24 protein-coding genes are annotated in these 22,407 nt (G+C 72.9%); 12 read left to right on the forward strand and 12 right to left on the reverse strand.

What is annotated here, in order from left to right; translation table 11 throughout:
* Positions 1-23: 23 nt before the first annotated feature.
* The 6 genes from ABD056_RS12240 to ABD056_RS12265 all read right to left on the reverse strand — a co-directional run bounded on the left by ABD056_RS12240 (position 24) and on the right by ABD056_RS12265 (position 6,447).
* Positions 24-1,049: a glycosyltransferase family 4 protein gene (locus tag ABD056_RS12240; RefSeq protein WP_343866991.1), complete on the reverse strand. Its 1,026-nt coding sequence runs from the start codon at positions 1,047-1,049 to the stop codon at positions 24-26.
* Positions 1,046-2,260: an O-antigen ligase family protein gene (locus tag ABD056_RS12245; protein WP_343866992.1), complete on the reverse strand. Its 1,215-nt coding sequence runs from the start codon at positions 2,258-2,260 to the stop codon at positions 1,046-1,048. Before ABD056_RS12245 ends, ABD056_RS12240 begins: the two co-directional genes overlap by 4 nt.
* Complete coding sequence (locus tag ABD056_RS12250; RefSeq protein WP_343866994.1) at positions 2,248-3,297, reverse strand: glycosyltransferase family protein; 1,050 nt, start codon at positions 3,295-3,297, stop codon at positions 2,248-2,250. Before ABD056_RS12250 ends, ABD056_RS12245 begins: the two co-directional genes overlap by 13 nt.
* A gap of 35 nt (positions 3,298-3,332) precedes the next feature.
* Positions 3,333-4,310 (reverse strand): glycosyltransferase family 9 protein, encoded by a 978-nt coding sequence (locus ABD056_RS12255; RefSeq protein WP_343866996.1) that lies wholly within the window; start codon positions 4,308-4,310, stop codon positions 3,333-3,335.
* A gap of 25 nt (positions 4,311-4,335) precedes the next feature.
* Entirely contained in the window at positions 4,336-5,331 is a 996-nt protein-coding gene (locus ABD056_RS12260) for a hypothetical protein (protein WP_343866997.1), read from the reverse strand.
* A gap of 78 nt (positions 5,332-5,409) precedes the next feature.
* Positions 5,410-6,447 carry a glycosyltransferase gene (locus tag ABD056_RS12265; protein ID WP_343866998.1) on the reverse strand — a complete coding sequence of 346 codons (1,038 nt, stop codon included), beginning with the start codon at positions 6,445-6,447 and terminating at the stop codon, positions 5,410-5,412.
* A gap of 122 nt (positions 6,448-6,569) precedes the next feature.
* On the opposite strand from ABD056_RS12265, the gene ygfZ reads away from it, so the two are divergent.
* The 3 genes from ygfZ (at position 6,570) to ABD056_RS12280 (ending at position 8,911) form a co-directional block, all read left to right on the forward strand.
* Positions 6,570-7,496 carry a CAF17-like 4Fe-4S cluster assembly/insertion protein YgfZ gene (gene ygfZ / locus ABD056_RS12270; protein ID WP_343866999.1) on the forward strand — a complete coding sequence of 309 codons (927 nt, stop codon included), beginning with the start codon at positions 6,570-6,572 and terminating at the stop codon, positions 7,494-7,496.
* Positions 7,496-8,038, forward strand: a complete 543-nt coding sequence (locus tag ABD056_RS12275; protein WP_343867000.1) for a hypothetical protein — start codon at positions 7,496-7,498, stop codon at positions 8,036-8,038. Before ygfZ ends, ABD056_RS12275 begins: the two co-directional genes overlap by 1 nt.
* 105 nt (positions 8,039-8,143) lie before the next feature.
* The gene (locus ABD056_RS12280; protein WP_343867001.1) at positions 8,144-8,911 is read left to right on the forward strand and encodes a DODA-type extradiol aromatic ring-opening family dioxygenase; all 768 of its coding nucleotides are present in this window, start codon (positions 8,144-8,146) and stop codon (positions 8,909-8,911) included.
* A gap of 26 nt (positions 8,912-8,937) precedes the next feature.
* Here ABD056_RS12280 and ABD056_RS12285 read toward each other — a convergent pair whose 3' ends face one another.
* Positions 8,938-9,279, reverse strand: a complete 342-nt coding sequence (locus tag ABD056_RS12285) for a DUF2794 domain-containing protein (protein WP_343867003.1) — start codon at positions 9,277-9,279, stop codon at positions 8,938-8,940.
* 89 nt (positions 9,280-9,368) lie between these two features.
* Complete coding sequence (locus tag ABD056_RS12290) at positions 9,369-9,653, reverse strand: hypothetical protein (protein ID WP_343867005.1); 285 nt, start codon at positions 9,651-9,653, stop codon at positions 9,369-9,371.
* Positions 9,654-9,790: 137 nt separating this feature from the next.
* Between ABD056_RS12290 and ABD056_RS12295 the strand changes: the two genes are divergently transcribed.
* Entirely contained in the window at positions 9,791-10,432 is a 642-nt protein-coding gene (locus ABD056_RS12295) for a hypothetical protein (RefSeq protein ID WP_343867007.1), read from the forward strand.
* A gap of 73 nt (positions 10,433-10,505) precedes the next feature.
* Here the strand turns inward: ABD056_RS12295 and ABD056_RS12300 are convergent, their stop codons facing one another.
* Entirely contained in the window at positions 10,506-10,682 is a 177-nt protein-coding gene (locus tag ABD056_RS12300; protein ID WP_343867009.1) for a hypothetical protein, read from the reverse strand.
* A 358-nt stretch (positions 10,683-11,040) separates the two neighbouring features.
* On the opposite strand from ABD056_RS12300, the gene ABD056_RS12305 reads away from it, so the two are divergent.
* From ABD056_RS12305 to ABD056_RS12320, 4 genes are read left to right on the forward strand one after another with little or no spacing between them, the layout of a single operon-like run.
* Positions 11,041-11,592 (forward strand): C-type lectin domain-containing protein, encoded by a 552-nt coding sequence (locus tag ABD056_RS12305; protein ID WP_343867010.1) that lies wholly within the window; start codon positions 11,041-11,043, stop codon positions 11,590-11,592.
* Between the two features lie 4 nt (positions 11,593-11,596).
* On the forward strand, positions 11,597-13,354 hold the full coding sequence (locus ABD056_RS12310) for an asparagine synthetase B family protein (RefSeq protein ID WP_343867012.1): 1,758 nt from the start codon (positions 11,597-11,599) through the stop codon (positions 13,352-13,354).
* A gap of 47 nt (positions 13,355-13,401) precedes the next feature.
* Positions 13,402-14,490 (forward strand): polysaccharide deacetylase family protein, encoded by a 1,089-nt coding sequence (locus tag ABD056_RS12315; protein WP_343867014.1) that lies wholly within the window; start codon positions 13,402-13,404, stop codon positions 14,488-14,490.
* A gap of 19 nt (positions 14,491-14,509) precedes the next feature.
* Entirely contained in the window at positions 14,510-15,811 is a 1,302-nt protein-coding gene (locus tag ABD056_RS12320; RefSeq protein WP_343867016.1) for a right-handed parallel beta-helix repeat-containing protein, read from the forward strand.
* A 32-nt stretch (positions 15,812-15,843) separates the two neighbouring features.
* Here the strand turns inward: ABD056_RS12320 and ABD056_RS12325 are convergent, their stop codons facing one another.
* The 3 genes from ABD056_RS12325 to ABD056_RS12335 form a co-directional block, all read right to left on the reverse strand.
* Complete coding sequence (locus ABD056_RS12325) at positions 15,844-16,623, reverse strand: SDR family NAD(P)-dependent oxidoreductase (protein WP_343867018.1); 780 nt, start codon at positions 16,621-16,623, stop codon at positions 15,844-15,846.
* Between the two features lie 104 nt (positions 16,624-16,727).
* Positions 16,728-17,129, reverse strand: a complete 402-nt coding sequence (locus ABD056_RS12330) for a cupin domain-containing protein (protein ID WP_343867020.1) — start codon at positions 17,127-17,129, stop codon at positions 16,728-16,730.
* A 17-nt stretch (positions 17,130-17,146) separates the two neighbouring features.
* Positions 17,147-18,202, reverse strand: a complete 1,056-nt coding sequence (locus tag ABD056_RS12335; protein WP_343867022.1) for a quinone-dependent dihydroorotate dehydrogenase — start codon at positions 18,200-18,202, stop codon at positions 17,147-17,149.
* A 175-nt stretch (positions 18,203-18,377) separates the two neighbouring features.
* Between ABD056_RS12335 and ABD056_RS12340 the strand changes: the two genes are divergently transcribed.
* The 4 genes from ABD056_RS12340 to ABD056_RS12355 form a co-directional block, all read left to right on the forward strand.
* On the forward strand, positions 18,378-18,791 hold the full coding sequence (locus tag ABD056_RS12340) for a bacteriohemerythrin (RefSeq protein WP_343867024.1): 414 nt from the start codon (positions 18,378-18,380) through the stop codon (positions 18,789-18,791).
* A 109-nt stretch (positions 18,792-18,900) separates the two neighbouring features.
* Positions 18,901-19,695: an HAD-IA family hydrolase gene (locus tag ABD056_RS12345; protein ID WP_343867025.1), complete on the forward strand. Its 795-nt coding sequence runs from the start codon at positions 18,901-18,903 to the stop codon at positions 19,693-19,695.
* 189 nt (positions 19,696-19,884) lie between these two features.
* The gene (locus tag ABD056_RS12350; RefSeq protein WP_343867026.1) at positions 19,885-21,180 is read left to right on the forward strand and encodes a transglycosylase SLT domain-containing protein; all 1,296 of its coding nucleotides are present in this window, start codon (positions 19,885-19,887) and stop codon (positions 21,178-21,180) included.
* A 58-nt stretch (positions 21,181-21,238) separates the two neighbouring features.
* Positions 21,239-22,407, forward strand: a 1,169-nt coding sequence (locus ABD056_RS12355; RefSeq protein ID WP_343867028.1) for a type IV pilus twitching motility protein PilT, incomplete at its 3' end; no start/stop codon positions are given.

Genomic DNA, 22,407 nt, shown 5'->3' on the forward strand with positions numbered 1-22,407 from the left:
GGCCGGCGGTCAAGGAAAACACGCTAGCGCCGCCGCAGCACCTGCGCATCCCACGCCTGCGCCACCGCGTCCCAGCCGCTGTCGGCGCGGCGGGCGACGGCGCCGGCGTGCAGGCGCGTCCACACGCCGTCGTCGCGCAGGAGGGCGATCACCCCCTCCGCCAGCCGGTCGAGGTCGGGTGCGATCAGGCCGTCGATGCCGTCGCGCACCCGTTCCCGCAGCGAGCCGATGCCGCGCGTCGCCACCGGCAGGCCCAGGCAGAGGGCTTCGGCGGCGGCCAGGCAGAAGGTTTCGTCCTTGTGGCCGGGGTAGAGCATGACGCGGCTGGCGCGCAGGGCGGCCACAAGCTCCGGCTTGGCGACGCGGGGGTGCAGCACGATGCCGGCCGCCGCCATCTCCTCGGCGCTGCGCGCCGGCTCCGGCTTGCCGGTGTAGACGTGGAACTCGGCCTGCGGCACCGCCGGGCGGATGCGGTCGATCCACAGGCCGATCATGTCGTTGAGGCCGCGATAGGCCTGCGAGGTGAAGATGGCGCGCGGCGGTGGCGGCGGCTCGGCCGGCAGCGGCGGGGCGGCCAGGAAGTCGCCGGAAACGCCAAGCGGGATGACGATGCGGCGACGGAAGGGGTGTAGGCGGCTGGTGTCGCGCCGGTGCAGGTCGCCGACGAACACCACCTCCGGCCGGTAGCGCAGGAAGGCGCCCATTTGCCCCTTGCGGATGGTCCTTTCCACCCGCAGACGGTTGTGCAGCCAGGTGACGGCGCGGGCGCCGGCGCGGAAGGCCTGCGGCGCCTCGTCAAACAGGCGGGGGTCGTTGTTGACGATCACCACGTCGGCGGTCTCGCCGCGCGCCTCTGCCCTCGGCATCCAGCGCACGCCGGCCACCTCCACCGGCGCCGCCACGGCGTTGGCGACCGCCACCGTGTGCCCCAGGCGGGCGAGGTGGCGCGACAGTTCCACCGTTGCCGTCTCGATGCCGCCCAGCGCCTTCTCCCCCATGGAGCCGCCATGGTAGAGGGTGCTGGTGCTGTCGATGAAAAGAACCCTCACGGGAGATCATCCTCTTGCCGGGCTCTACGGGTCAGGCCGATCACCAGCACCACCGGCAACCACAGGATGTACCAGTTTTCTTCGGGCGAGCGGATGATGGAGCCGAGGTCGGTCAGCCCCGCCACCGCCGGCAGGGTCAGCGTCGCCGCCAGCAGCGCCCGCAGCCGCCCCTCGGCCCGGCGAAGTGCCCGCCGCGCCAGCGTCGCCAGCAGCGCCAGCACCAGCGCCAGCCCGACCACGCCGGTGTAGTAGAAGGCGGAGACATACAGGCTGTGGGGAAAGTTGTAGGCCTGCTTGAAGAGGCCGTTCTCGGCGATGCCCCGGCCGATCAGCGGCCGTTCCAGCCCGTGGCCGATGGCGGCGGACCAGATTTCCATGCGGTAGGAGGGTCGGTTGAGGTTGTCCTGCGCCGCCGCCAGCAGACCGCGCAGCACCTCGGGCAGCGGCAGACTGTCCGGCGCGATGCCCGAGGCCACCACCAGCCCCACCGCCGCCGCCAGCCCGCCGGCCGCCACCACCGCGGCGATCAGGGCGCGCGATCCGGCCAGCACCGCATAGACAGTCAGCACCGCCCCCCAGGCGAGCGTCGGGCCGCGGCTGCCGGTCGCCAGCACGAAGACCGTCACCGCCACCAGGGCCGCCGCCGCCAGCAGCCGCACCCGCGCCGGCTCGTCGCGGGCCAGCAGCGGCAGGGCGAGCACGCCGGCGAAGATCATGACGTTGGCGCCCAGGATAGGGTGGCGGGTTTCCGCCCAGCCGTGCAACCGGGTCTGGCCGCCGTCGTCGAGGGCGAACAGGGTCAGCGACAGCACCGCATTGACCACCGCCGCCGCCGGCACCGCCAGCATCAGCCGCCGCAGCCACACCGCCGGGGCGGTGGCGAAGAAGGCCGTGCCGGCCAGCAGGAAGACGCTGGTGGTGAACCAGCCGGACGCCGACTTGCGCGCCGCCCCCGGCAGCGGATCGACGCTCCACAGGATCGACAGCGCATACCAGCCGGCCGCTGCCAGGGCCAGCAGCAGGGCCGGGTCGCGCAGCCAGCCGGCGCCGTGCCGCTCCCGCCACACCAGCCACAGGGTCAGCGGCAGGATCAGGGCATAGAACGGAAAGGCCCAGGTAGGATTGGGCCGCACCAGATAGCCGGCGGCGACGAAGACGGTGAACAGGGCGGCGAAGACATCCGGCCGCCGCAGGAAGGCTAGCGCGCCCACCGATAGGCCTCCGGGTCCAGCCCCTCGAACAGCACGGCGATCATGTAGGCGGCGACGCGGGTGCAGTCGAACAGGGCGCGGTAGGCGGCCCAGCCCGCTTCCGCCACCCGGCGGCGGGCGGCATCGTCGGCGTGGAAGAAGGCCAGCCGCTCGATCAGCTCGTCCTCGCTGCCGTAGAACGCCAGTTCGTCCTCGCCGAACAGCTGGCCGTAGTCGGTGGCGCGGTCGATGAAGGTGAGCACGCCGCTGCCGGCCAGATGCGCCATGCGGTCGGAGGTATAAAGGTGGACGTCGTTGCGCCGGCTGAGGTTGAGGCCCATGGCGGCGTTGGACAGGGCGATCTCGTAGGCGCGGCCGAACTTGCGCGGCGCCCCGTTGACGCCGGGGAAGTCGCAGCGCAGGTCCGGCAGCCGGGCCTGGATCAGCCGCGCGATGTCGTTGCCGCAGGTGGTGCGGCCGGCGTGAAAGCGCGGCTCGGTCCCAAGGCCGGCGGGGAAGAACAGGTCGGCCGCCAGGGCGTCGCGGGCCATGTCGAAGCAGCGGGCGCGCTCGATGGAGGGGTCGACCGGGTTGGGCAGGAAGGCGACGCGGTGGCGCCCCTGCCCCAGGTCGCGCAGCGTCGGCCCGGCGGTGGACACGAAGGTGACGTCGACGCGGCCGATCTTGCCGTTGATGCGGGCGACGTTATCGGCCTCGAACAGCGGGTCGACGTTCCACTGCGCCAGATGCACCCCCGGCACCAGATGGCGCAGGCGGTCCAGCGTCTCCGGCCGGATGGTGTCGGCGTGGCCGAACAGCACCAGGTCGGGCTGGAAGTCGGCCGCCACCTCCAGCAGCTTGCGGTTGACGCCCTTGATGCCGGCCTTGGTGGTGCGGAAGATGGTGCTGGCGCGTGCGATGTCGCGGTCGCTGAAGTTCAGCACGTTGTGACCGGCGCGGGCGAGCCCGTTGCTGATCTTGAACGGCACCCCGAAGTAGCCCGCGCCCTTGGCGCGGAGCATCAGGTTGGCGACGTGGATGACCTTCAGCGGACGCATGGTTCTTCGCGCAGTGACGGGCGGCAGCCTGCTTATCATACTCCCGCGCCGGCCGTATCGGAAAACAGCCGCCGCGCCGCCTGCTCCACCGTCGCCACTTCCAGGCTGGTCAGCAGCGAGCCGGTGGTGGCAACGTCGAACTCCGGCCGCGCCATGTGGCGGCGCCAGTCCTCCAGGCTTTCCGGCGTGCGGACGATGGCGGCGCGCGGCGACCACGGGCGGTAGAGGCGGTCGTCGGTCGGCCCGAACAGGCCGAGCGTCGGCGCCCCGGCCGCCGCCGCCATGTGCATGAGGCCGCTGTCGTTGCCGACATAGAGCCGGCAGCGACCAAGCGCCGCCGCCACCGTCAGCAGGTGCGGCCCGCCGACCAGATCCACCGCCTGCCCGTCCAGCGCCGCCAGCAGCGCCGCCGCCGCCTCGCGCTCGTTCGGCGCCCCGAACACCGCCACCCGCGCCCCCGGCAGCGGCCCGTCGGCGGCGGTCAGGCGGCGGGTAAGGTCGATCCAGTGGTCGATGGGCCACGACTTGCCGGGCCAGTTGGCGGTCGGCCCGACGCCCAGCACCGGCCCGCCGGCGGCCGGCAGCAGCCGTTCGGCCTCCGCCTCGTCCTCGGGGCGGGTCCAGATCACCGGCGGCGGCGGATCGTCCTGCAGGCCGAGGGCGGCGGCGGCCAGTTGCACCCGGTGCAGGCCGTCGATCTTCGGCACCGACTGGCGATGCCGCGCCCACAGCAGCCACGGCAGCGCGGACCGCCGCATGTCGACGATGCGCCACCAGCGGGTGCCGACGGTCTGCCGCCACAGTTCGCGCCAATGGCCGGCGCGCTTGCGCTTGCGGACCACCAGCAGGCGGTCCAGGTTCGGCACGGCGGCGAACAGTTGCTGCGGCACCGTGCCGCAGGCCACCGTCACCCGCAGGTCCGGTTCCTGCCGCAGCAGGTGGGCGAGCACGCCGGTCGACAGCACCGCGTCGCCGATCTGGTTGGAGGTGATGAACAGCAGCCGCCGGGTCATGATCGCGCGTCCGTCCGCCCGCCGCTCAGCCGGCCGGCGCGGAAACGGCGGCGACGCGATGGGACACGTCGTTGCGCTCCCACAGCGGGCGCCAGTCGAAGAACGGCGGCAGGATCTCGTCGTACTGCAGGTGCACGGCGGCCGGGGCCAGCGGGCTGAAGGCCGGCATGCGGTCGAACAGCCGGTTGGTGGTCTGCCGCTCGCTGCCCAGCGCCCGCTTGCGGGTGCCGACGAAACGGGTGTTCTCGAAGCACTCCCACTGCTCGCGCACCACCCGGCCGTGGGTGAACAGGGTGTGGGTGGCGTTGTGGATGGTGCGCCAGCGCCGGTCGCGGCCGAGCACGATGTAGGACGGCGGATGGTCCATGTAGAGCGAGCCGTGCTCCTGCGGGGCGATCACCAGATGGCTGCCGCAGCGCGCCGCCATGTCGCGGTAGAAGTCCCACATGGCGAGCACGCCGTCGGTCTCGTGCAGCCAGTCGTCCTCAACGAAATAGGTCAGGCCGTCCTGCTGCCGCGCCCAGTCGAACTGCTGGTGCAGCGACGGCCCCTGGCCGGGTTCGGCGGTGGTCACCACCTCCACCGGCACGGCGGCGTCGGCCTCCGCCAGCACCTGCCGCAGGCGGGCGAGCGGGGCGGCATCGGACCGGTCGTCCAGCACCCGCAGGCTGACGCCGCCGCCGCCGTGGCGGGCGGCGTGGTTGAGCGACCGCACCAGCGACAGGGTGCAGCGCAGGGTCAGTTCCTCCAGGCTGCTGCCGGTCAGGCGCGGCTTGGGGTTTACGTTGCGGTTCTCGCGCAGGCAGGTGCGCAGGCAGACGTGCAGGGCATCAAGGTCCCCGGCCGGCGGGGCCGCCGGGCGAGGACGATCCTCCAGCGCCGCGACCGCCTCGCCCGCCTGCCCGTCGTCCAGGGCCCGCCGCACCATCCGCATGCCGCCGAGGCCGAGGCCGTTGTCGCGGCGGACCTGGTAGCCCTTCAGGCGGACGAGGGAATCGACAAGGCGGATGAGGGGGTTCATGGCGGTGGTTCCGGCAGCGGGGTGGTTTTCATGGCACAGCGACGGCGGCGCCGCAAGGGCCGCCCCGCCCCGCCCGCCTCAGCCGGCGGGCAGCCGCCGCAGCAGCTGGTCCATCTCCGCCGCCGCCGCCTGCCAGGTGCGGCGGCGCTGGGGGGCGCGGGCGGCTTCCGACAGGCTGGCGTGCATGGCGTCGTTGCGCAGCAGCTCCACCGCCACGTTGGCGAAGGCGCTGGCATCGGGCACCAGATAGCCGGTCTGGCCGTTGTCCACCCGCTCCGCCACCGCCGGATAGCCGCGCGCCACCGCCGGGCAGCCGGCCGCCTGGCTGTCGGCCAGGGTCCAGCACGCCATGTCGTCGGGGTGGCCGGGGTAGAGGTGGACCCGCGCCGTGCGATAGGCCTTGGCCATGCCTTCGTCGCCCATGGGCTCCAGCACCGCGACGCCATGGTCCTGGCCGCGCAGGCAGCGGGCGACCAGCGGCCGCAGGTCTTCCGGCGCCGCCTCGGGGTCGATCATCGCCTTGTGCAGGCTGGCGGAATAGACGTCGAGCAACGCCTCCGGCACCTGCGGCCGCACCTCGTCCATCCACAGGTCGAGCAGCCAGTCGAGGCCGTGGCTCGGGTGGGTGGTGACCACGGCGCGGGGCGGCCCGGCTTCGTCGGGCGTCGCCGGGGTGCGGTGGTAGGCGGGCGCCACGCCGGGGCGGATGACGACACCGTCGCCCTTGTGCCGGGCCTTCTGAGTGTCGCCGATGAACACCAGCGTCGGCTGCATGGCGCCGAGGATGGACTTCGCCGCCGCCTTGCCGAGGTATTCCGGCGCCGCCGTCACCCACAGCAGGCGGCGGCCGGGGCGGCGCACCGTTTCCAGCAGCGACGGCCGGCGGAAGGCGATCAGGGCGTCGGCCTCCAGCGGGCGCGGCGCCTCCGGGTTGTGCCAGCGCGCATTGTCGATGGGCATGGAGTACTGACAGCGGTTGTAGACGTGGACCTCGTGCCCGCGCCCGGCCAGCGGCCCCGGCAGCAGGGCGAAGGCCTTCTCGGCGCCGCCCAGGGGGGCGCGGGCCGGCGTCCAGGCGTCGAAGGGAACGGAGTCGTCGAACAGGCAGACTTTCATCGGACAACCGTGCAGTCAGCGGAGCCGCCGTTATAGGCCACCGCCGCAAGCCTTGCCAAGCGCGGCCCATGGCGCCACCTTTGGCGCAACGAGTCGCCACGAATGATCGCGAAGGGCAGGCCATGGCCGACATCCGCTACACCGTTCTGGAACACCGCGGCCTCCTCACCATCGCCGGCGAGGACCGCCGCACTTTCCTGCAGGGGCTGGTTTCCAACGACGTCACCAAGGTGGCGCCCGACCGCGCCGTGTGGGCGGCGCTGCTGACGCCGCAGGGCAAGTTCCTGCACGACATGGTCATCGTCGAGATGGGCGAGACGCTGTTCCTTGAAGCCGAACAGGCCCGCCTGGACGACCTGAAGACCCGCCTGTCGCGCTATCGCCTGCGCGCCAAGGTACAGATCGCCGTCGCCGAGGGCTGGGAGGTGGCGGCGGTGTTCGGTGCCGGGGCCGCCGCCCGCCTGGGCCTGCCGGAGAACGCCCCCGGCGCCGTACTGCCGCTGCCGGGCGGCGACGGCGACGGCATCGCCTTCACCGACCCGCGCCTGGCCGGGGCGCCGCTGCGCGTCATCGCCCCGACGGAGCGGGCCGCCGCCGTCCTCGCCGACCTGGGCGCCGTGCCGGCCGGCCGGGACGACTACGAGGCCCTGCGCATCGGCCTCGGCCTGCCCGACGGCAGCCGCGACATCGAGGTGGAAAAGGGCCTGCTGCTGGAGTCGGGCTTCGACGAACTGAACGGCGTCGACTTCAAGAAGGGCTGCTACGTCGGCCAGGAACTCACCGCCCGCACCAAGTACCGCGGCCTGACCAAGAAGCGCCTGCTGCCGCTGACCCTGCCCCCCGGCCACACGGCGGCGCCGGGCACGCCCCTGCTCACCGCCGACGGCAAGGAGGCCGGCGAGGTGCGCACCAGCGTGTCCGGCCGCGCCCTGGCCCTGGTGCGGCTGGAGCACCGCGAGGCGCCGCTCACCGCCGACGGCGTGGCGGTGACGGTGGCACTGCCCGACTGGGTGCGCCTGCCGCAGCCGAAAGAGGCGGCCGGAACCTGATGATGCGCCTGCTGTCCCGCCGCATCCTGCTGCCGGTCGCCGCCGTCGTCGGCCTCGGTCTTGGCGCCGTCGCCTCGTCGTGCGGCCACCAGCCGCCGTTCCAGCAGCTCAGCCGCAGCGGCGCCGAATACGGCCAGCGGCTGGCGCAGCGGGTGAACAATCCCGCCCCCGCCACGGTCTACGAGTCGCCGCCGCCGGGCTGGCTGTGGACGGCATGGCTGGCCGACTTCCTGCCCGCCGTCACCGCCTGCATGGACGCCAGCGGCGAACCCGCCGCCATGGCGACCCAGGCCTGGCCGGTGCGGACCGGGGTGGTGGGCGTCCACCTGCGGGCGCCGGATGGCCGCCGGTGGGATTGCCTGGCGCCGTCGCAGGGCATGGCGGTGGAGCGCATCGAGGCCCTGCCCGCCGATGCCCCGCCGGAAGGCCCGGTGTTCGCCCGCCTCGCCGAAACCGAGCCGCCGCCCGGCTGCGGGCCGGCCAGCGCCGCCGTGTCGGCCAGCGGGCGCCACATCGGCTGGGTCATGCCGGGGCCGTGCTGAGGCGCGGCACTGTTTCCACCCGGTGAACGGTCCGGGTCCGCCGTCGCTGCCGACACCGCCGCGCCGCTGCCCTACCTTCAGGACAGCAACCCGGAGGTCATCGCCATGCGCCCGTCAGTCCTGTTCGTCAGCCACGGTTCCCCCACCCTGGTGCTGGACCCCATCCCCGCCCATGCCGCCCTGCGGGCCCTTGGCGCCGCGTTGCCGGTGCCGGCGGCGGTGCTGGTGATCTCCGCCCACTGGGAGACGACGGCGCCGACCGTCGATGCGGCGCCGCAGCCCGCCACCATCCACGACTTTTACGGCTTCCCGGCCGACCTGTACGCCCAGCGCTACGCCGCCCCCGGCGCCCCGGCGCTGGCCCGGCGGGCGCACGAGCTGCTGGCGGCGGCCGGGCTCGACCCGGCGCCGCCGGCGGAGCGCGGCCTCGACCATGGCGCCTGGGTGCCGCTGGCGCTGCTGCGGCCGGCGGCCGACGTGCCGGTGTTCCAGGTCTCGGTGGTCCCCGACCGCGATGCCGCCTGGCACCGCCGCCTGGGCGCGGCGCTGGCGCCGCTGCGGGATGAGGGGGTGATGATCGTCGGCAGCGGCGCCGTCACCCACACCCTGCGGGCCATCGACTGGCGCCGCCGTGGCGGTCCCGGCCTGCCGTGGGTGGAGGACTTCGCCGATGCGGTGGCGGCGCGGGTGACGGCGGGGGAGACGCTGGACGACTGGCTCACCCTGCCCCACGCCGCCGCCAACCACCCGAGCCCGGAACACTTCCTGCCCCTGCCGGCAGCGCAAGGGGCGGCCGGCGGCGCGGCGGCAACGCTGGTCCACCGCAGCACCGACTTCGCGGCCCTGCGCATGGATGTCTACCGCTGGGAATAAGGGCGCGTCCTGACGGCCGCTCGGGCTCAGGGGGAGATCAGGCGCAGCGGCTTGTCGAACACGCTCAGCACGTCCAGCAGGCTGGTGCCGCGGCGCAGGCGGGTTTCGCCGGCGAACAGCACGTATTCCGGCTTGGCGTTGGGGCCCTTGGGCGCCATCTTCACCAGGGTGAACTGCGGGCTTTCGTGGGTGTGGCGATGCACCGAGAATCGGGCCATGCCGATGTCGTGGGCAATGCCGTAGTCGCGCCATTCGCCCTTGGCGACCTGGCGGCTGTAGACGGCGAGCAGCGCGTTCAGTTCCGACCGGTTGAAGTACACCGGCGCACCGCGCTTGCGGCGGTCTGCGAGACGGATGACCTGTGCCATGTGGGTCCGGGTCGCCTCCGTTGTAACCAGTCCGTCATCATTGTTGACCGGACCGCTGCCCAGGGCAAGCCGAAACGCCCCGGCCAGACCTATTCCGGCGGCAGCATCACCGGCCCGGAAAGCGCCGGCGGCTGCGGCGGCGGCAGGGTAACAACGCGCGGCAGCGAGGTTCCGACCAACGTGTCGTGCTGGTTGGTGCTGGGCGCGTCATAGCAGGTGACCGCCGCCAGGGTGCGGTAGCAGAAGCGCGGCTTCGCCAGTTCCGCCACGAAGGCCGGATCGAGCGGCGGCGGCGGTTCCTGCGCACAGCCGCCGAGCGCGACGGAGCCGGCAACAGCCACGACGGCGGCAGCCAGCAGACGGAAGCGACGCATCACGGCGGGGTCTCCTTGTGGACGAGAACCGAATCGACAGGGGCAGTATGCCGCCGCGCGCGTTAACGAGTCTTCAACGCCCCGCGCCGCCGTGCAAGAATGCCGTCAATCGTTCCAGAGCAAGGGATTGCGCCTGCATGACCGCCATCATCGCCCGCTTCGCCGGCCGCCTGCGCGGCTGGCTCGCCGCCGGCCTTGCCGCCACCCTGGTCGCCGCCTGCACCCAGGCGCCGCCGGTGCCCGAATTCGCCGACATCCGCTACACCAACAAGCCGGCCATGATGTTCCAGGCCAACGACATGGTGGTGGCGTCGGACTTCCAGCCCAGCTTCCAGCCGCCGTTCGTGGAACACCTGATGCCGCTGCCGCCCGAACGCGCCCTGCGCACCTGGGCGCAGGACCGCATCACCGTTTCCGGCCAGAGCGGCGTGCCGGGCGACGTGGGCGGCCTGCGGGTGGTGCGGTTCGTCATCCGCGACGCCAGCGTGCGCGAGGAACGGCTACAGACCCAGGCCGGCGTGCGCGGCTTCCTGACCGATGAACAGGCCTGGCGCTACACCGCCCACATCCATGCCGACGTGGAAGTGCTGCGCGACCGCACCGTCATCGCCAGCGCCACCACCGAGGGCCACCGCTCCCGCACCCTCGGCGAGAAGGCCAGCCTGAACGAGCGCGAGGAGATGTGGTACAGCCTGGTGGTCGACCTGATGCAGGACTTCGACGCCGCCATGAGCCAGAACGTCCGCCAGCACCTGGGCGAGCATCTGGTCAGCCGCTGACCGGCTCCCGGCCGCCAGCGGCCACATGCGACAAGGGGCGCCAGCCGGAACCCGGCGGCGCCCCTTTTCCGTGTCAGCCGCCGCTGCGACGGCGGGCGAGGATGTAGAAGGCGATGCCGGTCAGCCCGGCGATCCAGCCGAGCCCGCCGAGGATGTCGTGCAGCCGCACCTTCTCCTCGTAAGCCTCCAGCTGCTCGCGCAGGGGGTTGACCTCGCGGGCGACGGCGCGGGCGATGGTGTCTTCCAGCATCTCCGCATCGAAGGCCGCCAGGGCACCGCCCGCCGCGCCTGCCGCCGCCCCGCCGCCGCCGGCGGTGAAGGCGGCGGCGGGGGGGGCGGGGGGGGGGGGGGGGCGGGGCGGGGGGGGGGGGGGGGGCCCCCCCCCCCCCCCCCCCCCCCGCCCGCCGCCGCCGCGCCCGCCCATGCCCGCTCGCGCCAGTTCCTGGCCTTCGAGCAGCTGCTGCACGAGGTGGCCCCGGCCGCCGCCGTCGCCGCCGGAACCGCCCGCTCGCCGGCCTTCCAATAAGAGGTACGTCATGAAGCCGAATGGACGCCGCCGCGGCCGGCTCCCTACCATCATCGCCGGTGCCACAGCGGAGCGACCCGTCATGTTCAGGAAGGCCATCGCCGCCATCGCCGCCGCCGTCTGCGCCGCCACCCTGGCCGCCGGCCCGGCCGCGGCCTCGGGCAAGGAGCGCATCGTCGGTCCCTACTGGAACCCGCACACCAAGTCCTACTTCGCGCTCATCGACACCACCGAGACGGGCCTGCGCTGGAGCCAGGCGGCCAAGCTGGCCACCACCCGCCACTACAAGGGCGCCCAGGGCCGGCTGGCGGTCATTCCCGACCGCCAGACCCATGACTTCATCATGGAAAAGTTCGGCCGCGCCTTCAACGACGACACCTGGATCGGCCTGCGCTACTTCTGCGCCTTCCGCAAGCTGATGTGGGTGAACGGCGAGGAGTTGTCCCACAACCCGGTCGGCGTCTGGCATGTGCAGTGGTTCCGCGATGAATCCACCACCTGCTCCACCACCGGCGGCATGCAGTACATGCCGGTCTATTACCGCCACATGGGCGCCGGGGCCACCTGGCAGGCCTCGGGCGAGATCAAGCGCTTCTACGACTACCTGATCGAATATCCGACCGGGAAGCAGTGACCCGATGGGCGCGCTCTACGCCGTTTCCGGGCTGCCGCTGGACCGCCTGACCGCCGCCGCCGAGCGCCTGGAAGACGGCCTGCGCCGCCAGGGCTTCGCCGCCCCCCTGCGGCTGGCGGGCAGCGCCGGCATCATCGGCGTCTGCCCGCCGCTGGCCGGCGGCGGCGGCCCCCTGGTGTATGAGTGCGCCAGCGCCCCCGACGGCACCGAAGGCGGCGCCATCGTCGCCGCCGGCACCCTGTTCTATCGCGGCGCCTGCGGCTCGGCGGCGCTGCCGGCGCTGCTGCGCGACATTGCCGCCGGCACGGTGGCCGAGGCGCTGCTGTGGGGCTGCTTCGCCGTCGCCGCCCTGGTGCGCGGCCGGCTGGTGGTGTTCAGCGACCGCACCGGCACCTTCCACCTCTATGCCGCCGACGGCGGGCGGCTGGTGTCGTCGTCGTTCCTCGCCCTGGCGGAGGGACTGCCGCGCCGCAGCGTCGACGTCACCGCCGCCTGGGACTACGTGTTCCACGGCGCCCCCCACGGCGGCATCACGCCGCTGCGGGAAATCAGCCTGCTCGGCCCCGCCAGCCGCACCACCACCGACCGCGACGGCCGCCAGTTCACCGAAAGCCGCCCCTGCCCGCTGCCCGAGCCCAACGGCGGCGAAACCCTGGAGCAGAGCGCCGAGCGCTGCCTCGCCATCCTGGACGACCGCTTCGCCGACATCGTGCGCGGCTTCCCCGACCGGGCCGACACCGCCCTGTCCGGCGGCTACGACAGCCGGCTGATCCTGGCCCTGCTGCGGCGCCACGGCAGCACGCCGGGCCTGCACGTCTACGGCCGCGCCGACAGCGACGACGTGCGGGTGGCGCGCGCCATCTGCGCCGGCGAGAAGCTCGCCCTCGACCACACCGACAAGTCCGCCCTGCCGCTGCCCGAGCCGGCGGCCCAGGCGGAGATCGTGCGCCGCAACCTGTTCGCCTTCGACGGCTACCCCTGCGACGGCATCTTCGACAGCGGCGCCGACCTCGCCACCCGCAGCGCCCGCTGCGCCGGCGGCCGCCTGGCGCTGAACGGCGGCGGCGGCGAGGTGTTCCGCAACTTCTTCTACCTGTCCGACCGGGCGCTGACCGCCGACGAGATGCGGCGGGTGTTCTGGCGCCAGTACGATCCCGCCACCGCCGGCGCCAGCTTCGACGAAGCGGTCTACGGCCGCAGCTTCGCCCGCCGCATCGCCGACACCTTCGGCACCGCGCCGGACCAGCCGCTCGACCGCCAGCGCATCGAGGCGCTGTACCCCTACTTCCGCTGCCGCTGGTGGATGGGCCACAACACCAGCGTCAACGCCCGCCTGGGCCACGGCCTGACGCCCTTCGCCGACCCCGAGGTGGTGGGCGCGGCGCTGGCGAGCCCGCGCCCGCACAAGAACTTCGGCCGCCTGCAGGCCATGATCATCCGCCTCGCCGACCCGGCGCTGGCCGCCTACGGCTCGGCCTACGGCCATGCCTTCGACCGCCGCCCGCCGCTCGCCCGCATGGTGCGCGAGAGCCTGACCTACGTGCGGCCGCCGTGGCTGCGGGCCCGCGGCTACGGCCTGCGCCGCCGGCCGCAGCCGCTGCCGGCGCTGCTGGCGCCGGGGCGGGTGGGGGCGGTGTTCGGCTCCGGCCTTTCCTATGCCGGCCGCCTGATGCGGCTGGAGGCGCTGCACGATGCCGCCCAGCTCAACCGCGCCCTGACCCTGGAAGCGCTGTACCGCCACCTGAATGCCGACTGGGCGTGACGCCGCCGGCCGCCGGTCGTCCGCTCCGCCAAGGGAGACGCTGCTGCATGTTCGACACCGCCACCCATCGTCCGGCCGCGCTGCCGCCCGGCCACCGCCCGGTGCTGGCGGTGATCGTCGACACCGAGGAGGAGTTCGACTGGACCCGGCCGCTGTCGCGCGGCAACCGCGGCGTCACCGCCGTCGAGGCGCTGGAGGCCTCGCACGAGGCGGTCTATGACCGCCTCGGCCTGAAGCCGGCCTATGTCATCGACCATCCGGTGGCGGCGACGCCGTCGTCGGCGCGCATCCTGCGGCGGCTGCAGGACGAAGGCCGCTGCGAAGTCGGCACCCACCTGCACCCGTGGGTCAACCCGCCCGATGCCGAGATCGTCACCAGCACCACTTCCTACGCCGGCAACCTGCCGCCGGAGCTGGAGCATGCCAAGCTGTCGCTGCTGACCGACGTCATCGCCGACGCCATGGGCCGACGCCCCACCCTCTACAAGGCCGGGCGCTACGGCGCCGGGCCGAACACCTCGGCCATCCTGCACGGCCTCGGCTACACCATGGACGCCAGCGTGGTGCCGTGGGTGAGCTTCGGCGACGACGGCGGCCCCGACTACCGGGCGGTGCCGGTGCGGCCCTACTGGTTCGGCCCCGGCGGATCGCTGCTGGAGCTGCCGCTGACCAGCGGCTTCTGCGGCCTGCTGCGGCGGCTGGGCCCGCGCCTGCACGGGCCGGTGACGCGGCCGCTCGGCATGCGCCTGCACCTGCCCGGCATCCTCGCCCGTAGCGGCCTGTTCGAGCGCGTGCGCCTGTCGCCGGAAGGCTGCACCCTGGCCGAGATGCAGCGCCTGACCCGCGCCCTGCTGAAGGACGGCGTGCAGGTCTTCACCCTCACCTACCACAGCCCGTCGGTGGCGGTGGGGCACACGCCCTATGTGCGCAGCGAAAGCCAGCGCACCGCCTTCCTCGCCACCATCCGCGCCTATGCCACCTGGTTCCGCGACAGCATGGGCGGCAGCTTCGCGACGCCGTCGGAGATCCGCAGCCTGATGCTCACCGGCGCCGCCGCCCCGGCCGCCGGCACCGCCGCTGCCGATGGTCGCGCGGCGGACGGCGGCGCCGCCACCACCACCGCCCGCGTTGCCTGAGCCCGTCCGGGAGACCGCCATGACCCTGCTCCGCCGCCCTGCCCCGGCCACCGTCGCCGCCGCCGTCATCGTTGCGGGCGCCTGCCTGCTGTCGGCCGCCGACGCCCTCGCCCGCGTGCTGGAGGTGGGGCCGGGCCGCCAGTACGAGCGGCCGAGCGACGCCGCCCGCGACGTCCGCGACGGTGACGAGGTGGTGATCGCCGCCGGGGTCTATGAAGGCGACGTCGCCGTCTGGCGCGCCAACGACCTGACCATCCGCTCCACCGGCGGCCTCGCCCACATGAAGAGCAACGGCGCCACCGCCCGCGGCAAGGCGGTCTGGCTGGTCACCGGCGGCGACGTGACCATCAGCGGCATCCAGTTCTCCGGCGCCGAATCCGCCGACAAGAACGGCGCCGGCATCCGCCTGGAAGGCGCCGGGCCGCTGACCGTGCGCGACAGCGTGTTCCACGACAACCAGATGGGCATCCTGTCGGGCAACGAGGGCACCGCCCGCATCGTCATCGAGAACAGCGAGTTCTACCGCAACGGCGAGACGGTCAGCGGGTCCTACCGCGTCGGCCACAACATCTACATCGGCCGCGCCGCCAGCTTCGAGCTGCGGTTCTCGTCGGTCCACCATGCCGTGCGCGGCCACAACGTGAAAAGTCGTGCCGCCCGCAACGTCATCGCCTACAACGAGATCGCCGACATGATCGACGGCACCTCCAGCTACCTCATCGACCTGCCGGAGGGCGGCGACAGCGTGGTGATCGGCAACGTGCTGCAGCAGGGGCCGGGCACCGACAACTACACCCTGGTGTCGTTCGGGGCGGAGAAGAAGAACCAGCCCCTCGGCACCCTGTCCATGGCCCACAACACCCTCATCAACCAGAACGGCGACGGCATCTTCGTCGCCAACCACGGCACCGAGCCGGCGCTGCTGGTGAACAACCTCTATCAGGGGCCGGGCACGCTGGTGCAGGGGCCGCACCGGCAGGAGGCGTTCCTGCACGTGCCGGCGCGCATCGGCGAGAAGGGGGCGGTGGCGACGGTGATGGAGAAGCCGTCGCAGATCCTCAGCGTCGCCAAGTCGATGATCGCCGACGGCGGCAGCGGCGGCGGGGCCGGCGCCTCGCTCGGCTTCCGCGACCCGCTGCAGCTGGATTTCCACCTCACCGCCCGCTCGCCGGCGGTGGATGCCGGGCGGGACGCCGGCAGCGCCCCCGACGGCACCAGCCTGACGCCGACCCATGTCTACGTCCACCCGCTGGCCGGCGCCCCCCGCCGCCAGACCGGCACCGCCCCCGACCTCGGCGCCTATGAGTACGAGGGCGACTGAGCGGCCTTGTCCGCCGCCCGGCCCAAGCGGGATCAGTCCTCGGCCACCGGCACCGTGTAGTTCAGCGCCAGCCGGCCGCCGTCGGCATAGATGCACTGGCCGGTGACGTAGCTGGCGTCGTCGCTGGCCAGGAAGGCGGCGACGGCGGCGATCTCGTCCGGGTCGCCGACCCGGCCGAGCGGCGTGCGGCTGAGGATCTTGGTCATGGCGGCGCGGTCGGTGGCGACGCTCTGGAACACCTCGGTCATGATCGAGCCGGGGCCGACCGCGTTGACCCGGATGCCCTTGTCGGCCAGCGCCAGGGCCATGACCTTGGTCAGCTGGTTGACGCCGCCCTTGGACACCACGTAGGGGGTGATGGTCGGGATCGCCATGACGGCGTTCACCGACGACATGGTGACGATGGCGCCGCCGCCGCCCTGCGCCACCATCTGCCGCGCCACCGCCTGACAGCACAGGAACACGCCCTTCAGGTTGACGCGCAGCACGCGGTCGAAATCCTCCTCCGTCAGGTCGAGGAAGTCGCAGCCGTGGACGATGCCGGCGTTGGCGACCAGCGCATCGACGCGGCCGAAGGCATCCACCGCCGCCGCCACCAGACTGTCCACCTGCGCCTTGCTGCCGACGTCGCAGCGCACGAACAGCGCCTGCCGGCCCTCGTCCCGCAGCACCTCGGCCGCCGCTTCGCCGCGTTGCTCGTTGACGTCGGACAGCACCACCGGCGCGCCCTCGGCGGCAAAGCGGCGGGCGCAGGCGAGACCGATGCCGGCAGCGGCGCCGGTGACGATGGTGACCTTGCCGGAAAGGCGCATGGGGAGGCTCCAGTCGTTGTGAAATGCCGACAGCCGCCCGCCGACGGCGGTCGGGGCGACGTGGCAGGGAATGGTCGGGCGGGACGCCGCGGCGGCGGCGGCCGTCAGCGCGGCGTGCGGTCGCCGGTGGCGCGCGGCGCGGCGATCACCAGGAAACGCACGTCGGCGTCCGACTCGTTGCGGATCTGGTGCGCCTGCTTGGGCGAAACGTGGATGCCGTCGCCCTGCTTCAGCGTGTAGGTGCGTTCCGCCACCGCCATCACCGCCTCCCCTTCCAGCACATAGAAATACTGGCGGGCGAAGGTGTGGCTGTGGCGCTGTTCGGCGGCGCCGGGCGGCATGACTTCCTCGGTCACCGTCAGGTCGGTGCCGTCGAGCAGGCGCCAGGCCTGGCTGCGGTGCGGCCCGTCGCCCCAGTAGTAGGGCTCCGCCGCCTCGCGGTTCATCACCAGCGGCAGCGGCCCGTCGCGGTCGCGCAGGGCCTTCTTGTCGTCGTCCTTGGCCATGGCGTGCGGTCCCTGTCCTAGCGGTGATCGGCGCCGACCGCCTCGGCCACCGAGGCGAAGCCGTCGGCCTTCAGGCACTCGGCCAGTTCGGCCTTGATGGCGGACACCAGCGGCGGCCCGCCGTAGATGAACGCCGTATAGAGCTGCACCAGCGACGCGCCGGCGCGAATCTTGGCATAGGCATCGCGGCCGGAGGCGACTCCGCCGACGCCGACCAGCGGGAACCGCCCTTCCGTCGCCCGCGCCATGCGGCCGAGCAGCGCCGTCGACCGCTCGAACAGCGGCCGGCCGGACAGGCCGCCGGTCTCGCCGCGATGGGCGGAGCGCAGGCTCTCCGGCCGCTCGATGGTGGTGTTGGAGACGATGAGGCCGTCGACCCCTTCCGCCAGCACCACGGCGGCGATGTCGGCCTCATCCTCCTCGGTCAGGTCGGGGGCGATCTTCAGCAGCAGCGGCGGCGCGTCGGCGGCCGGCAGCGCCGCGGTGGCGCGGCGCAGCAGCTCGGTCAGCGGCTCGCGGCCCTGCAGGGCGCGCAGGCCCGGCGTGTTGGGGCTGGAGACATTCAGTGTCAGGAAGTCGGCCAGCGGCGCCAGCCGGCGGATCAGCCGCTCGTAATCGGCGGTCGGGTCGTCGGTTTCCTTGTTGCGGCCAAGGTTGATGCCGATGATGGTGCGGCCGTAGGCGCGGTGCCGGGCCAGCCGCGCCGCCACCGCCTCCATGCCGTCGCTGTTGAGGCCGAAGCGGTTGATGACCGCCGCGTCCTCCTCCAGCCGGAACACCCGCGGGCGGGCGTTGCCGGGCTGCGGGCGCGGCGTGACACCCCCCACCTCGACGAAGCCGAAGCCGAGTCGCCCCAGGGCGTGCGGGCATTCGGCGTGTTTGTCGAAGCCGGCGGCCAGGCCGATCGGGTTGCTGAACTCGCGGCCCCACACGCGGGTGGCGAGGACCGGATCGTCCGGCCGCTTATCCGATCGGACCAGGCCGCAGGACAGGGCCCGAACCGCCAGACGGTGGGCGGTTTCGGGATCGAGGCGCCGCACCAGCGGCCACGCAAGGCTGTAGAAGGTCGACATGGCGGCGGAATTTACCCGAGCCGCCGCCGCTTGACCAGTATGCCCTTACTTTCGTCACCCTGTCTGATGGCGGGGAGAGGACAGGGGTCGCAAGTTTCCCTTTGGCGTGCCGGTTGAAAATGCCATAAGAGAATTGTGGTGGGGCTTACCCCGTTGGACCGTGAGGGGGAAGAGCATGCCGCTTCTGGCGTGGCGGGACGCACTGAGCGTCGGCGATCCTGGGATCGACGGCGATCATAAGAAGCTGATCCAGTTCGTGAACGACCTTCAGGATGCCATCGACGGCCGCAAACCTGACCGGGTGGTGGGCAAGATCATTCTGGAGCTGGTGCAGTATACGAAGGAGCACTTCAGCCGCGAGGAGGCGGTGATGAAGGGCTGCGGCTATCCGGACTATGAACGGCACCGCGCCATTCATCAGGCGCTGACCCGGCAGGTGCTGGTGATGGCGGAGCGCTACGTGCGCACCCCCACCGACGCGGTGAAGCAGGAACTCATCGACTTCCTGGCCGCCTGGCTGGTCGAGCACATCATCAAGGAAGACCGCAAGGTCGGCGCCTATCTGCACGGCAAGCGCGTGTGGGTGTGACGGGGCCGCGCCGCCGCCCCGAGTCGTTTGCCTCGGCCGGCGCTTCCGGCTAAGAAGGGTCCAGGGGCGGCCAGCCACGGCCGCCCGCCGATGAGAGACCGCGCCCCCCGTGCCCACCCTGAAGGCGATCATCTTCGACCTCGACGGCACCATCGCCGAGACCGAGGAGGCCCATCGCGAGGCCTTCAACCGGGCCTTCGCGGCGGAGGGCATGGACTGGCGGTGGGACGCCGCCACATGGTCGGGCCTGCTGGAGATCGCCGGCGGCCGCAACCGCCTCACCGCCTGGCTGGCCGACCACCGGCCGGAGCTGCTGAAGGGCGAACAGGCCACGTCCCTGCTTGACCGCCTGCACGGCGCCAAGGACCGCCTCTACCGCGACATTCTGGAAGCCGGCGAAATCCCCCTGCGGCCGGGCATCCGCACCCTGGTGGCCGAGGCCCGCGCCGCCCGCCTGCGCATCGCCATCGCCACCACCAGCCGCCGCGCCATCGCCCGGCGGGTGCTGGAATGCTGCCTCGACCCGCAGGCGCCGGAGTGGTTCCACGCCTTCCTCGGCCACGAGGACGCCACCTACCGCAAGCCGCACCCGGACATCTACCGCCGCGCCGCCGCCCGTCTGCGGCTGGCCCCGGAGGAATGCCTGGCGCTGGAGGACAGCGCCATCGGCGTGGCGGCGGCGGTTGGCGCCGGGGTGCCGGTGGTGGCGACGGTGACCCCCTACTCCGAAGGCCACGACTTCGCCGGCGCCGTCGCCGTGCTGTCGGACCTGGGCGAGCCCGGCGCCCCCTGCCGCGTCATCGCCGCGCCGCCACGCAGCGTCGGCGGGCCGCGCTGCGACCTCGCCGCCCTGCGCCGGCTGCACCGCGCCGCCGTGAAGGCGCGGCGGGCGCAAAGGCTTTAGCAACTCCCTCGGCGCTAGACTGTCGCAAAACCGTCCCCGACCGGCCGAAGGTCGGATGGACGAGAGGCTACGACTTTCGGTAAAGTCGGCGCGTCTGGAGAGGGGTGAGGGGTTTTGCGGGATACACCGGACATCGCGCAGCGGCACCGCCTTGGCGGCGCCCGCGGATGGAGCGTCACGGCTGCCGCCATGACGGCGCCGGCTGCCGCCGGCAAACTGGGGGGTGCCGGCGGGGGGGTGGGGGTGCTGGGGGGCGGCGTCACCCCGGCCCCTGCCGCCGCGCAGGCGCCGGCCCAGGCGCTGCCGGCGGTGATCGCCGAGCCGCCGGAAGACCCGGAAGACCTGCCGCCGCCCGACCTGCCCGCCGATGCCGCGCCGGAAACCCTCAGCCTGGGCGAGCAGTGCCTGGCCGAGGCCGACCGCCAGGAACGCGCCCTGCAGATCCCCGCCGGCCTGCTGCGGGCCATCATGCTGGCCGAAAGCGGCCGCTGGGACCGCACCGCCGGCGCCCTGCGGGCCTGGCCGTGGACGCTCAACATTGCCGGCACCGGCAGCTACCACGCCAGCCGCGAGGAAGCCCGCGCCACCGCCGCCGCCGCCCTGCGCAGCGGCATCCGGCAGGTGGACATCGGCTGCATGCAGGTCTCCATGGCCTGGCACGCAAGCGGCTTCCGCACCGTCACCGAGGCACTGGAGCCGGTCTCCAACGTCTCCTACGGCGCCATGTACCTGCGCCAGCTCTACGACCAGCACGGCGACTGGGCGGAGGCGGTGCGGCGCTACCACTCCGGCGATGCCGTCCGCGGCGAGGGCTACCTGCGGCGGGTGATGCGGCTGTGGCGCGGCGAGGGCGAGATGCCGTCCGCCGGCGGCGGCCGCGTCGTCACCGCCGACCGCCGCGACAGCCCCCACCACAAGGCCGCCGCCGCCCTGGCCGGCGCCGATGCGGCGGCGGCGCGCACCGTCTATGCCGCCATCCTGGAACGCAACCGCGACGACCGCACCGCCCTCGCCGGCCTCGCCATCGCGTGGGAGCGCCTGGGCCAGATGCCGGAGGCCCTGGCGGCCTGGCGCGACTACCTCGGCCGCGAGCCGGGCAGCGAGCAGGCCGCCCGCCGGCTGGTGCAGCTCAGCCTCGCCCTGCCGGCGGTGGAGGCCGATGCGGTGCTGTCCGACCTGGTGCGGGTGGCGCCCGACAACCCGCCGCTGCTCGACGCCCTGGCCCGCCGCCGGCTGGACGGCGGCGATGCCGAAACCGCCGCCGCCCTGTTCGCCCGCGCCGCCGCCCTGGCGCCGGAAGACCCGGCGCTGGCCTACAACGCCGCCGTCACCCTCGACCGGCTGGACCGGCCGCGCGCCGCCATCCGCGCCTACGAGACGCTGCTCGCCACCCACGGCCGCAACCCGGTGGCCGCCGCCACCCTGCCGCTGGATGCGGCACGGCAGCGGCTGGCGTGGCTGCGCACCCGGGTGGCGACGCCATGACCGCCGCCGCCATGACCGCCCTGCCCCTTCCCCGATGCCTGTCCCGGAAGCCTGACCGATGAGCGACCAGCCGCTGGAAATCACCGATCTCCTGGCCTTCACCCACCAGCAGGGCGGATCGGACCTTCACCTCATCGCCCAGCGCGAGCCCATGCTGCGCCTGTCGGGCGAGTTGCGGCCGATCAAGACCGGGGTGCTGTCGCAGGACACGGTGAAGCAGATGCTCACCTCCATCATGACGGAGGAGCAGCGGGCCGAGTACGAGCGCGAGCAGGAAATCGACTTCGCCATCAGCTTCGGCCGCGACGCCCGCTTCCGCGTCAACGCCTTCAACACCATCACCGGCGCCGCCGCCGTGTTCCGCACCATCCCGACCAAGGTGCCGAGCCTGGAGCAGCTGAACGCGCCGGAGATCTTCAAGAAGTTCGCCGAGAAGGAAAAGGGCCTCGTGCTGGTCACCGGGCCGACCGGGTCGGGCAAGTCCACCACCCTGGCGGCGATGATCAACCACATCAACGAAACCCAGAACAAGCACATCCTGACCATCGAAGACCCGGTGGAATTCGTGCACGACAGCAAGCTGTCGCTCATCAACCACCGCGAGGTCGGCAAGCACACCAAGTCCTTCGCCCGGGCGCTGAAGTCGGCCCTGCGCGAAGACCCGGACGTCATCCTGGTCGGCGAAATGCGCGACCACGAGACCATCAGCCTGGCGCTCACCGCCGCCGAGACCGGCCACCTGGTCATGGGCACCCTGCACACCAGCAGCGCCGCCAAGACCATCGACCGCATCATCGACGTCTTCCCCGGCAGCGACAAGGAGATGGTGCGCGCCATGCTGGCCGGCTCGCTGCAGGCGGTGATCTCGCAGAAGCTGATGCGCAAGCTGGGCGGCGGCCGGGTGGCGGCGCACGACATCCTCATCGGCACCGACGCCGTGCGCAACCTGATCCGCGAAAACAAGGTGCCGCAGATCTATTCCATGATGCAGGTGGGCCAGCGCTACGGCATGCAGACCCTGCAGGACGCGGTGCAGAAGCTGGTCGACCAGGGCGTGGTCGATGCCAGGGAAATGGAGGCCTTCGCCAAGGGCGACGAGCAGGCCCAGGCTGCCGCCGCCGGCGCCGCCCGTCCCCATGCTCCCCGCCCGACCCCGGCAGCGGCGGCCCCGCCACCGCCTCCCCCACCCCCGCCTCCGCCCGCTGGCGCCGCACCGCCGCCGCCTCC

It is taken from the genome of Caenispirillum bisanense, assembly GCF_039523075.1.
Lineage (GTDB): Bacteria > Pseudomonadota > Alphaproteobacteria > Rhodospirillales > Rhodospirillaceae > Caenispirillum > Caenispirillum bisanense.